The 12,082-nt window shown below is 70.4% G+C and carries 6 protein-coding genes and 3 pseudogenes; 4 read left to right on the top strand and 5 right to left on the bottom strand.

Going from position 1 to position 12,082, the window contains the following annotated elements:
- Together ACZ67T_RS42655 and ACZ67T_RS42650 are read left to right on the top strand one after the other, a co-directional pair.
- A pseudogene (locus ACZ67T_RS42655) lies at positions 1–83 on the top strand (transglycosylase SLT domain-containing protein); the annotation flags it as partial.
- 57 nt (positions 84–140) lie between these two features.
- Positions 141–493: pseudogene (locus ACZ67T_RS42650) on the top strand (LCP family protein); the annotation flags it as partial.
- 587 nt (positions 494–1,080) lie between these two features.
- Here the strand turns inward: ACZ67T_RS42650 and ACZ67T_RS42645 are convergent.
- The 5 genes and pseudogenes from ACZ67T_RS42645 to ACZ67T_RS42625 form a co-directional block, all read right to left on the bottom strand.
- Positions 1,081–2,146: pseudogene (locus ACZ67T_RS42645) on the bottom strand (integrase core domain-containing protein).
- Positions 2,147–2,520: 374 nt separating this feature from the next.
- Entirely contained in the window at positions 2,521–3,756 is a 1,236-nt protein-coding gene (locus ACZ67T_RS42640; protein ID WP_469992000.1) for a TIGR02679 family protein, read from the bottom strand.
- Positions 3,753–7,754, bottom strand: a complete 4,002-nt coding sequence (locus ACZ67T_RS42635; RefSeq protein ID WP_469991998.1) for a TIGR02680 family protein — start codon at positions 7,752–7,754, stop codon at positions 3,753–3,755. Before ACZ67T_RS42635 ends, ACZ67T_RS42640 begins: the two co-directional genes overlap by 4 nt.
- Complete coding sequence (locus ACZ67T_RS42630) at positions 7,751–9,073, bottom strand: TIGR02678 family protein (protein WP_469991996.1); 1,323 nt, start codon at positions 9,071–9,073, stop codon at positions 7,751–7,753. The genes ACZ67T_RS42635 and ACZ67T_RS42630 overlap by 4 nt, the downstream gene beginning before the upstream one ends.
- A complete protein-coding gene (locus ACZ67T_RS42625) occupies positions 9,070–10,650 on the bottom strand; it encodes a TIGR02677 family protein (RefSeq protein WP_469991994.1) in 1,581 nt (526 codons plus the stop codon). The genes ACZ67T_RS42630 and ACZ67T_RS42625 overlap by 4 nt, the downstream gene beginning before the upstream one ends.
- A gap of 437 nt (positions 10,651–11,087) precedes the next feature.
- Between ACZ67T_RS42625 and ACZ67T_RS42620 the strand changes: the two genes are divergently transcribed.
- Together ACZ67T_RS42620 and ACZ67T_RS42615 are read left to right on the top strand one after the other, a co-directional pair.
- The gene (locus ACZ67T_RS42620) at positions 11,088–11,669 is read left to right on the top strand and encodes a Uma2 family endonuclease (protein ID WP_469991992.1); all 582 of its coding nucleotides are present in this window, start codon (positions 11,088–11,090) and stop codon (positions 11,667–11,669) included.
- Positions 11,666–11,863, top strand: a complete 198-nt coding sequence (locus tag ACZ67T_RS42615) for a helix-turn-helix domain-containing protein (protein ID WP_469991990.1) — start codon at positions 11,666–11,668, stop codon at positions 11,861–11,863. The genes ACZ67T_RS42620 and ACZ67T_RS42615 overlap by 4 nt, the downstream gene beginning before the upstream one ends.
- Positions 11,864–12,082: the final 219 nt, after the last annotated feature.

Raw genomic sequence — 12,082 nt, 5'->3', positions numbered from 1 at the left:
ACCCGGTCGCCAACATCACCGCGGCCGCCAACTACGCCGCCGACCGCTACGGCTCGATCGACAACGTCAACTCCGCGTACTGAGACGCCGTCACCGCGCCGTCTTTGACCACGGCACATCTCAACCCTCGAAGGTAACCCGAAGTCGACTTCAACGGCTTCCAGGAGTTCGTCGAGGAGTTCGGCGGTGTCGACATCACCACCCACCGGGCCATCAAGGACGCCGGCAGCCATCTGTCGCTGAGTGCCGGCAAGCACACCCTCAAGGGTGAACAGGCTCTGGCGCTCGTGCGGACCAGGCACGCCGTCGGCGACGGCAGCGACCGGGCCGGATCCAGCTCCAGCAGACTTTCATCAAGGCACTGATCCACCGCGCCGAGTCGATCGGCGTGGTGAGCAACCCCGCCAGGACGTACGAGCTCGCCGACACCGCGACCAAGACCGTGAGTGCCGACTCCGGTCTCGCGTCCGCGGACAGGCTGCTCGGCCTGGCGGCCTGCGCGGCGATGATGCCGTGAGCCCGGGCGGTCAGGAACTGCCGCCGGGTCGGGCCGGAGCGCTGCGGGGCGCGGCCGATGCCGGCTGCGTGGAGGATCTCGCGAACTGTGGACGGGGCGATCGGGTAGTCGAGGCGGGCGAGTTCGCCCTGTATCTGGCGGTGGCGCCCCAGCTGCTGTTCTCCCGGGCAAGGCGCAGGATGAGCTGCTTGTCGGCGGGCGCGCTGCAGGGCCTGCCAGGGCGGCGGTGCCGGCTGAACGTCCGTTTCTTGGCATGGAGTTGGCGGTGCCAGGCCAGGAGTGTGGTGGGGTTGACCGTGAAGGTCTGGCGCCGGCGCTCGCGCGGGACGAACCGCGAGAGCGTAGCGAGTCAGATCCGGTCTGCGGGCTCGTAGCGGACCCGGGCGATCTGACGGCGCAGGACCGCGCTCTCGTGCCGTAACGCCAAGATTCCTGCCAGCCCGTCTCGCAGATGTCCGGTAGAGGTGGAGAGCTCGCAACGAAGCCGAGACGTCTTGCGTCCGCTTCTCGCCTTCTGTAGAACCGTGTGCCGTTCGGAATCTCGTCGCTGCTGGTCAGGCCGCTTATCCGTACTCGTTGATGACGCCGCCGAGTAATCGGGTGCGGAGGAGCCGACGCGCGCCGAGGCCGGTCGGGGGCGCTGGGTGCTTGTGGGCGAGGGGTGGAAGCTGTCCCCGGGCCTGGTGCGGGCGATGACGGTTGTAGTGCCGGGCGTAGGTGTCCAGAGCCTGTCGGGCGTGGGCCTCGCTCCGTATCAGCAGGTGGTCGAGGACCTCGCGCCGCAGGGTGCCGATGACCCGTTCGCAGTGCGCGTTCATCCGAGAAGCTCGCGGCGCGGTCCTCAGGACCTCAATGTCGTCGGCCGCGAAGACTGCATCGAAGGCTCCGTGTACTTCGCGTCCCGGTCGCGGAGCAGGAAACGCAGCGAGTCGGCCCGCACACCCGAATCGATGGCCAGGTTTCTTGCCTGTTGCACCGTCCAGGGCCCGGTGGGATGGACGGTCACGCCGGCGATGTGCAGGCGGCGCGTGCCGTGCTAGAGGAAGACCAACGCGTACACCCGGCGCAGATCGACGAGATCGATGTGCACGAAGTCGCAGGCGATGATGCCCTCGGCCTGCGCGGTCAGGAACTCATGGCAGTCGGCTCGCCGCGGCGCGGGGCGGGATCGATTCCGGCCGCCGTCAGGAACTCCCAGACCGTGGTGGCGCCGATCGAATGTCCCAGACGAACGAGTTCACCTTCGATCCGACGGCAGCCCCACCGTGGATTCTCCCGGGTCAGCCGCAGCACCAACGCCTTCACTGCGCTCGCGGTCGGCGGCCTGCTCCGGCGCTTGCTGTAGTCCCACTTGCGCGTGATAAGTCTGCGGTGCCACGCCAGCACGGTTGCAGGAGTCACCGGGGAAACGCGCGCCCACCGACGCCGCGGGATCCGCGCAGACAACGCCGCGATCCACAGCTGGTCCGCCGGCGCATACGGCACCGGTCCCTTGAGCTGCCTGCGCAGCACCACGTTCTCATGCCGCAGCACCAGCAACTCGGCATCCTTTGCCGCGCGTCGGCGTAGCAGCACCGCCGGGACCGACAGCAGCTTCCGCGCCACGTGATACACCAGTGAGCCGAGCATCCGGACAGGGTTCCAGGAGCTGACAGTGGCGCGCCAGGCCCACTCCGAGCAGCAGCGATGAGTTTCCGAACGGCACAGCATCCACCGCCGCGACGTCCTTGCCGGACTCACCCACGAGTACGCCGCGACCGCCTAACTAAGATCTGCAAGCTAGCTGACGAAGTACCAGGTCAACGACGGTGCAAGTCTTCTGGTATCCCACTTGCATTCTCGGCGGGCGCAGAGTTGATGGGCCTCTCCGCACGTTTCCTCACCAGCGGCGGCCACCCGGCGGAGTTCAACGCCCAGCCAGCGGGTTTGCGGGGCAGGAGCAAAGAAGAGCGTCGACTACGCGATGTACTGCCAGGAGACGTTCTCTCGCGAGGAGTTCCTGATCATGGCTGCATACAACGGTGGCGTGCCAGATCGCCCATCAGTGCATCGGCCACGTGTTCCTCGAGTACCGCTGCCCCCTGTTCGACGAGTGCAGCTGCGAGCCGGGGATCCCAGGGTGCATCGGTGACCCGCCCCGGTGGCGGGCCGGTCGGCGTACGGGCGTGGGCCGACTCGTAGTCCCGCGCGGACATGCGCCACGGGCGTGCCCCCGTGGCGGCCATGACGTGGGCGGCGATCCGAAGGCCCTCTCCGTCGAAATCGCCGTGGTAGTGCAACGAGGCACCTGTCGCGGCGAGTTGGCGCAGCAGTAGCACGACCGCGCCGCCGGGCCAGCCCGAAGTGCACACCAGGGCTGGGCAGGCGGCGCCGAATTCCCGCAGGGCCAGAGCGAGCACGCTCGGGTTCTCCGTCACGTGGACGTCGCCGGACGGCAGGTATAGCTCGCCGGGGTCGCGCAGCTGGGCGAGCGTGAGGTGGGCTGCGTGGCCGGCGACGGCGTACGCGGTCAGGGACCGGGCCACGGCGCCGGTGCCGGCGGGGCGTAGCCCGGCGGTGAGGGCGGTCGTCGACAGGGCGTCGTCGGCGATGCCCACCAGGCCCCATGCCGCCCGCCGGCGCGCGGCGGTGGTGGGCGCCTCGGTGTCGTGCAGTGCCGCGACGGCCCGGAGCACCGCACCCGACAGCCGTGTTCCGTCGTCGAGCGCGTGGGCGTCCCCGAGGTGCTCCGCCGCGAACACCGGCAGCGGGTCACCCTGTGCGGGGAGCGCGGCGAGGACGGTGAGCGCGTGTGACAGGTGGCGGCGGGTGCCTTGGACCGATCCGCGAATCAGGCCCGCGCGGCGCATCGACCGCGCCCACGGCAGGAGCGCGGGCTGGGTGGTGACCACAGGATGCCCCTCGAGCCAGTCCCACAGCGACTCCCGTGCGGCCCGGTCGCTGTCGCGCTCCGCGACGCGGTTTCCGAGCGGCCCGACGATCGCCTCGGCCACGGCCCGCGCGTTGCCGCCGACCGCTTCGCGGACGGCCTCGTCGAGGCGGGTGAGGGAGACTGTCGCATGCGTTCCAGGCAGCCGGTCGAGGCCAAGGAGGTCGGCGAGCGCCTCGCGGGACGCCGGGCTGAGGGGCCCGACGGTGATCCGGGCGACCGTACGGCCGGAGGAGAGGCGGGCGTGCAATTCCTGCCAGAGCGGGGCGAGTTCGAGGCGGTCGAAGGCGTGGCGGGAGCCTTGCGTCATACCGGGCTCGCTTCCTGCGCCGTGAGCCCGGCCCCGTCCCACACGAACCGGGCCGTAGTCACGGCGTCGTCGTTCGTGTCCGTGATGAGCTGATGCACGGCGATGCCGTCCAGTTCCCGATAGGTACACCACTCGTGGTCCGAAGTGAGTAGCAGATCCAGGTCGAGGGAGGACAGGAGGGCGAAGACCTGGCCGCGGTTGGCTGTGTCGACGCCGACGAACACCTCGTCGAGCAGGATGAGGCGGGGTGCCTCCGGGACCGAGTGGTAGTGGGCCGCGACCGCCGCGAACAGGGGCAGGTGCAGTGCGATGGCCTTCTCGCCGCCCGAGAGCGCGCCGTGCAGCTTCTTCGTGAGCAGCTGCCACCCCTCGCCGCCTGTCCGGTCCAGGCGTACGACGAACTGGTGCCAGGCCGTGTAATCCAGTACCTGCGCCAGTTGTTCCTCCCAACTGCCCGCGTGCTGACTGGTTCTGGCCTCCTCGATGCGCTCGCGAAAGAACTGGTGCAGCGCTTCGTGGTCGGAGTCGGTCAGTCGCACGGGGTCCTTGAGGAGCAGGTCGCGGGCGGCCCGGGTGCCCGGCGGCAGGGTCGGGTCGACCTGCCACAGCAGCTGCACCGCGACCCTGGAAGCGGTGCGCACCCGTTCCAGGCGCGCGTTCATCTCCTCGACGAGCTCGGTCGCCTGCCGGATTCGGGAGGCCAGATGCCGACGAGTGTCGCCGGTCAGAATCCGGTCGAACAGGCCGCGCTCTCCGGCCGTGATGTCGTCCTGCCCACGGTCGCGCTCCTCGGTGACGGTGGCGAGCAGCCCGGCCGCGCCGACCACGGCCCCGTCGACGGACGCGGTCAGCATGTGCACGTCGTCCTCGGCCTCCAGGTGGACGTCGGCACGCTCGCCCAGGATGCGGGCGGTCTCGTAGCGGGTCTCGGCCAGGCGCTCCAGGGCGTCCGCGATGTTCTTCGCCGAGTGCGCCACGGACGACCAGCGAGCCGTGATACCGCGTGCAGCCTCCAGCGCGGCCGTCACCTTCGAGTCCGCGCCGAGGCGGATGTCTGCCGCGCCGGCGTCCACGGCGAGGCCCAGGGATACGCAGTGGCGCAGGCGCTGTGCGGCCGTGTCCCGTCCTCCGGTGGCGGCGTCACGCCGCTCCGCCGCGGTGGTACGGTCGCTGCCCAATGCGCCGATCCGGCCGTCCAGTTGCCGCAGCGTCCCGTGGACTTCGCGCACGGTGCGGTCGGCGGTCTCGGTTGCGGCGCGAAGCTCCTCGATCCGGCGCAGTACGTCCTGGTAGGGGGCCTCCGCGGTGCGCTCGGCCTCCTCCAGGGCGGCGCCCAGAGAGCGAGCCTCGTCCTCGGCGGCCTGCGCCTGTTCAGCCCGTTCCTGGGCGGTGCGCAGCGTCCGCTGCGCGCGGTCTTCGGCCTCCCGAGCCTCGCGTGCCGCCGCGGTGTGCCGGACGGCCGCGAGCACCCAGTCGCCACCGCGTTCCCGCAGCCCCTCGGTCAGTTCGGTGAGGTGGTCAAGGGCGGGCTCCTCGGACGGCAGGCGATGCTCGGCGGCGAGCGCGCCCAGGGCCCGGAGCGCCGTGCTCGCCTCGCGCTCCCGCACGGAGAGCTTCCCCACGGCAGCACGTACCGCGTCGTCGCGGGCCGCCGCGTCGGCCTCGGCTCGTTCCAGGGCGCGCCGGGCCACAGTGACGGGGAAGTGGTCGGGCCTGCTGTGCCGCTCGAGTTCGAGGGTGCGCTGCCGGTCGTCGAGGTGGGCAAGGCCCGCCTCGCACTCCTGGATCGCGGTGTCCAACACAGATATGTGCTGGACGAGTTCGTCGATCCTGCGCCGTCGTGCCTGCTGCCGGGCCGATGCGCCGATGTGTGCGGGCTCGGCCTTGGCCCAGCTGCCCGAGGTGGCGGCGAGCCGCCAGGTGCCGTCTCCGCCGATCGCCGCTGCAGCACGCCCGGGAAGCGTCTTCCCATACGCGACCGAGGCCAGCAGCTGCTCGATCCGCTCGGCGGCCACGGGCCCATCGGGTTCCGGCCGCAAGATGTTCGCCAGGCTGGGCCCCGAAAGTGATGGGTCCGCTGCCCAGTCCGGCTCCGCGAACGTGTCGTGACCGGCCGCCAGTAGCCCGCCATGCGGTCCCACCCAGGCGTCAAGTAGGCCCGAGGCCTCCAACGCCGCTTCCACCGCGGCCTGTTCGTCGCCCGGCACGCCGTCACGGAAGGCGACGAGCTTCCACAGCGGAGCGCCGGGCAGAGCGGAGCGGTCTCCCGTACGGGTGCGCGGAGGATCGGGCGGAATGTCCGTCACCGCCTTGAGCCGCTCGGCCTCCCGGACGGCCTCGGCCCGGTCTGCTTCGAGCGCGCTGTGGCGCTGCCCGGACGCGGTGCGCGAGACGGTCAGCTCCCGTTCCACAGCACGCGCCGCCGTGTCGACGAGCGTCAGGACCTCTGTCTCGTCGGCTGCCTGGTCCGCGAGTTCACGGACCGCGTCGGTGCCGAAGTGCAACTCCGTGCACCTGCGTGCCCATTCCTCCAGGTGCACGACCTGGTTCCGCACCGCCTCCGCGAACCGCAGCGCCTGCTCCTCGCGGCGGTTCCCTGCCTCTGCCAGCGCGTTGCGCGCCTCCTCCAGCGCTTCGCCGGCGACATCGCGAACACGGACGGCGCCCCCGTGAGCGACGGCGGCGGCACGCACATCGGCGATCTGCCCGAGCCGTCCTCGCACGGCCCCCGCCAGCAGCTGCCGCGCCCGGTCCGCCTCTCCGGCCGCCAGAGAAGCAGCCAACTCGGCGTGGACCGAGGACAGATGGGCGGCCCGGGCTGTGGCGCGGGCATTCTCCTCGGCGGTCAGGATCAGCGCCTGCTGCGCGGCATGCTGCGCCGATGCACGCGCGGCGCGTTCGCTGTCCTCCTCGGCCTCGCCGCGTGCATGCTCCGCCTCCCCGCGCTGCCGGTCCGCATCCCCCCGTGCACGCAAGAACCCGCTCCGCATCCGGCTCAGTTCACGGCCCTGGCGGTACTCCTGCGAATCCGTCAGCACATCGACGCGCGCCCGCAGCTCCCGCCCGAGTGCCTGCTGCTGGGCCGATTGCTGCTCGGCCGTCGCACGCTCGGCGACCGCGGCCTCGTACGCCTCGTCGAGCTCGCGAGCCGCGCGCTGCCGGTTGTCCATCTCCGTCGTAGCGGAAATCAGCTCGCCCGCTCGGGCCCGCAGCACGCGCTGCGCGTACGCCTTCTGCCGCAACGCGAGCTTCTGCGCGGCCTCCACCCGATCGTCCATCCGGGCCAGTTCTTCACGGCGACGGTCCAACCGCTCGAACCCCTCTGCCAGTTCCGCGATCTCGTCACGGTCGAGTGGCGGCAGCGCGCGCGAGAGCAGCGTGGACAGCAGCGACGGGTCGAGCCGCTCCGAAAGTTTCGGCGTGCGCAGCTGCAGCAGCGCTGTGATGAGCGCGTCGTAACGCTGCGCGGACAGGCCGGGAAAGAGCGTCTGGCGGACGGCCGCGCGGTAGTCGGAGGCCGTGTCGTGCACCTCGCCCCGGCCGGCGAGCACCTCTCTCAGAGCCGCCACACCCAGGGGCTGCGCCGCCTCTCCCACCAAGGAGAGATCGTGCCCCACACGCCCTCGCACGGTGAAGAAGTCGGCACCTACCGACGTTGTACGCGCCGTCGCCTGCAGCCGCGCCCCGATCGTGAACCACTCGTCGTCGCCCGACCGGAACTCCAGCCACACATAGCCGACCCGGGTGACCCCGCTCGCACCCTCACCCATCAGGTTCCAGTGCATGGTGCGCTCGCTGCCGCCGAATGTGGACAGGCGGTTGGGCTTCAGGCTTGCGTCGAACAGGAACGGCAGCAGTACCTCCAGGGCCTTCGACTTGCCTGTGCCGTTCGGCCCGCGCAGCAGCAGCCGCCCGTGGTGGAAGGCGAACACCTCGTCGTAGTACCGCCAGATGTTGAGCACACCCGCGCGCGACGGCCGCCACCGCGCTGTATTCACCACTCGTCCCTCTCGTCCTGCTGTGCGTCGTGTTGCTGGTCCGCGTGTAGGCCCTGCTGCTGGGGTACGGCTGCTGTGCGTGCGGGCTTCTGGTCGACGCCCACGACCCGATAGCGGGCCGCAAGCGGACGTGCGACGGCGCGGTCTCCAGTCATGCGGACCAGACCGAACCGCACCAGGACCCGCACCGCGTCCTCGACGAGCCGCGCCGCTCCATCCTGCGAGCGGTACGCCTTGCCCCAGGCCGGGAAGCGGGCCAGCAGACCTTCCGCCTCGGCCGCGAGGTGCCCCAACGCACTGCCGCCCGGTCCTGCGGCCGAGAGCGTGTCCAGGAGCAGCAGAGCGGCGATCTTGGCGTGCGAGGAGTCGTCCGGGAACCTTTCGTCCGTGGCCAGCGCTTCCGGATCGGCAAGGAGCCAGCCCTCCGCCCGCTCCTCCAGGACGAACCCGGCTTGTTCGGCCGCGCGCCGCATGACCTGACGGCCGGTGAGCGACGTGACGTATCCGAGCTGGGCGTGCGTCAGCTCGTCGCGATACAGCACCGGGTCGTCGAACAGGCGGCGCAGCACGGCGTGGCGCAGCCACAGGGTGTGCTGGGCGGCGGACGCGTCACCGTCCCGGGCGCCGTAGCGCCGCTCGTGCGTGAGCTCACCGAGCAGGTCCTCGAACCGCAGGTCCTTCGCCTCCCCTTCCGGCGCGTCGGCCGCGATCCGGGAAGGGCTGCCCGGCGCGGCGAGCAGCCGTGTCAGCACGTCCGGCTGCACCCGATACAGGACCTTCGCGCCCTCCGACTCCGTGTACGAGTCGGTGGCCCCGTCGAGCGTCGTCAACGCCCCGTACGACTCAAGTATCCGCAGCACGTCGACGAACGCCATGCGCTCGCTGCGCTGCGCCGTGTCGAAGCCCGGCAGCGCGTCGTCGGCCGCCAGGGCCTGCGCGACGCGGTCGGCCAGCAGGCCCACGGTCGTCACCGGTACGGAGAGCAGCTCGGCACAGGCAACACAGAACAGGACGTAGCGCCGCCGGTCGAAGGGCGTGCGCCCCGCCCGCAGCCGCCGTGCGGGCCGGCTTCCGTCGGCCTCGGCCCCGTACATCCGCACCTTTGAGAGCCGTGCATAGCCCTGCCGAGCCTCGACAGACAGAACCCAGCCCAGTGTGTAGTCGAACCAGCTGGTCAGCGGCTCACGGCGCCGCCGCACCACGTCGAAGGCGGCGGGATCGTCCTTCTCGGTCAGCAGGGGCCGTGCCAAGAGCGTGCGGATACCGCGGGACACCTCCTCGCGTTCGGCGACGACGAGTTGATTGGCGAGGTTACTCATCCGGCCACCCGCTCCTGCTGTCGCGCGACAAGGGCCGCGGGGTTCGGAACGCGTGCTGCCGGGGTGGCAGCGGACAGGACGGCGCCGCTCCCGCTGGTGTGCCGGATCTCCACCTCGTAGTCCGGCGCGGTCAGACGTCCGCGCGGCGTGCGCAGGACTGCCTCGCCGGGTGTGCTCGGCGGGCCGAGGAGGACTTCCACCCGGCCGTCCCCCGTCTCGGCGCGCCGCAGACCCGCCGCGTCGGGACGCACGGCGAGGGCGCGGCCCAACAAGTCGAGCAACCGCTCGAACACGGCGTGATCGAGCTGTGTGATGTGCGACAGACGCACCGGCCCCGAGGTGTGCAACAACTCCCAGGCTGCCTCCAGTTCGGCCCGCTCCGCCCGGGCCCGCTCAGCCCGTGCCGCCTTCACGGTTGCGACGTCCCGCACCCGCCCGGTCCGCGTGAAACGTTCCGTGCGCCCGCTGGAGCGCAGCAGCGCCGACACTTCGACGGGCGGCGCCTCACTCCAGGCCGCCGACGTGGGCACGGTCTCCGGGTCGGCGTGCACGAGATGGGCGTGCCGGGAAGGGCCAAGGCCGAACGCGGTCGCCCACAACCGGTGCGTGTCCTGCTCCGCGGGGGCCACGGCGAACCAGCGCGCCAGCTCTCGGAAGTCTTCCGCCGCGCTCGACGAGCGGTGCCGCGCCTGGGTGATCCGGTCAAGGACTTGGAGCAGTGTCACGATCGCCCGCCGAGCCACATGGTGCAACTGCTCGACCCGTGCCGGTGCCCCGTCTGATGGCAGGAACCAGGCACGAAGACCGTCCCACCGTGCACGCCGCGCCTCCAGCCAGGCCGCCTCAGGGTTCCCGCCGACCGTAGGCGGCAATTCGGCACCGGCGAGCGCCCGGTCCCGCAGCATCTCGACGCCGAGCTCGTCGACTCGGGCAACGGCCCCTGCGATCGCGTGCGCGCGCTGGTCGAGATGGCTGAGGAACTCTTGGAGGTAGGCGACCGTCGCCGCCTTCACCTCATGGAAGATAGCGAGGTCCGTGTCCGCGCCCTCCGACTGGAGCAGACGCTGCAACTCCCCGTTGAACTGCTTGGTGTTGGATCGCAGCGCGTCAAGGTGCCCCTCCAGTTCCTGGAGTGTGCTGAACACCCGCCGGTTCGGCGACGTCGGGTCGCCGAGCAGGGCGGCCAGAGCCGTCAGACGGTCCGCGATCGCATCCAGCACGGCCGTCTGCAGCGCGCCAGACGAGGCCAGCACCGACAGGGCGTGCTGGACCCCGGCGAATGCTGCCTCGCCGCGCCGCGTCAGCGAGTACTGCAGGTTCCGCCGCTCGTACTCCTCCGCCGTCCGGTAGTTGCCCGCATGGTTCTGGACCGCGTCGAGCAGCCGCCACTCACGCAGTTTGCGTAGGGCGTCCACCAGATCGTCGTCGGTGAGCGCGTCGAACCAGCCCGCTCCGCGCAGCCGCTCCCGCACCTCGTCCAGTGACAACGCGGTCACCAGTCGCTCGTTCGCCTCCCCGAAGGCGTGCAGGATTGCGCTGTACAAAGGAGCCCGCTCACCCGTGGTGAACCGGAACATGTCAGCCGGTACCCGTAGAACCTGCTCCACTGCGATCGCCCCCTTCTCAGCGGTCGGCGTCTGGCCTGTGACTCCGATAAGGGTACGAGGGGCCACTGACAGTCATGCCACGGAGGGCATCGCCCTCTCGGGGCGGCGTTTTCTGTCACGAGGAACGCGCTGGACCACGTCCTCCCTGAGTGGTGGGGGCGTTGCTCGGTTCGATCGGCACTCCTACCGCGGAATCGCACTGTTCTGCGGGCGTCCCCGAAGGAGTAACGCCAGACGGGTCGCTATGAGTCTTCGTCGATGAAGACCGGGTAGAGCAGTCGCAGCACCATGAGGCGCGATCTTGCCGGACGGCTCCGTCGGTGAAACGGGCAGATCGCAGCACGCGCCCGGTCATGGACCCCTGCAGGCATCCACATGATAGCCACGGCGCCTATATCATTGAAGACATGACCGAGGTGACGATCTTCCAGCAGCTCAGCGACCATGCCGACCTCCTCAACACCCGCGCGGCGGGCTTCAAGGGGGCCGAGATCTCCCGCGGTCAGGTGGTCATGATGATGAGCCCGTCCGGAATGCACGGCCTGACCGCGACTCGGATCCGTCAGCAGCTCGACCCGCAGGTCGCCGCGAATGCCCCCGATCACGTCGTTGGCCTCGACATCGAGGTCGAGAACCCCGGCATCGGCGTACGCCGCACGCCGGACATCATCGTCATCACCGAGGACGCTCTCGAGACCATGGACCGGCCCGACCCTCAGGGTGCGCTCCTGGCCGTTGAGGTCGTCTCCCCTTCCAACCCGGACAACGACTACGTCGGCAAGCTCCGCGACTACCCCGCCATGGGTATCGACCGCTACCTGATCGTCGATCCCCGCGATGGAACCGTGCACCAACACTGGAACATCAAGGGTCATGGCGATGGCGCCACGTACGCCAACCACACCGAGCATGCCTTCGGTGAGAGTGTCGCTCTCGGCGACCATTTCACGCTCGACACGTCCGTTCTCAAGCGCTACCCGCAGTCGTGATCGGCAGACAGGTCGCCGCGCTGCGCGCCGCCCGGGGCTGGACACAGGCGCAGCTCGCCGAGGCGGCCGGTACGACACAGGCGCAGGTCTCACGGATCGAGCAAGGCACGGTCACCCCGACCCTGCCCGTTCTCGGACGCCTCGCCGCAGCACTTGGCGCACGCCTCGACGTCGCTCTCACCCCCGTCGAGTAGGACCTGCACCCCGACTGCGTGAGGGGCCCGACTTGGTGCCCGCCGGCTACGGATCAGCTCGCCGGCTACGGATCAGCTCGCCGGTGAATCGTCTGCATGCTTGGGCCAGTGCCCTGTCCCCGGCCGGGGCGCTCGACGGCCGGGAAGGGACCAGGACTGCCATGAGCGGAGCGCAAGGGTGTCTGAGGCCTTGCAGTCGACGTGAATGTCCGCCGAGGG

The organism is Streptomyces sp. NPDC107517 (assembly GCF_055582645.1).
Note: the sequence above shows the minus strand (reverse complement) of the source record. Positions and strands in the feature narration are given on the sequence as shown.

Coding starts and splice junctions, on each gene's coding strand:
- ACZ67T_RS42630 (WP_469991996.1), bottom strand. CDS start 9,073: ATGAGTAACCTCGCCAATCAACTCGTCGTCGCCGAACGCGAGGAGGTG.
- ACZ67T_RS42625 (WP_469991994.1), bottom strand. CDS start 10,650: ATGTTCCGGTTCACCACGGGTGAGCGGGCTCCTTTGTACAGCGCAATC.
- ACZ67T_RS42620 (WP_469991992.1), top strand. CDS start 11,088: ATGACCGAGGTGACGATCTTCCAGCAGCTCAGCGACCATGCCGACCTC.
- ACZ67T_RS42640 (WP_469992000.1), bottom strand. CDS start 3,756: ATGACGCAAGGCTCCCGCCACGCCTTCGACCGCCTCGAACTCGCCCCG.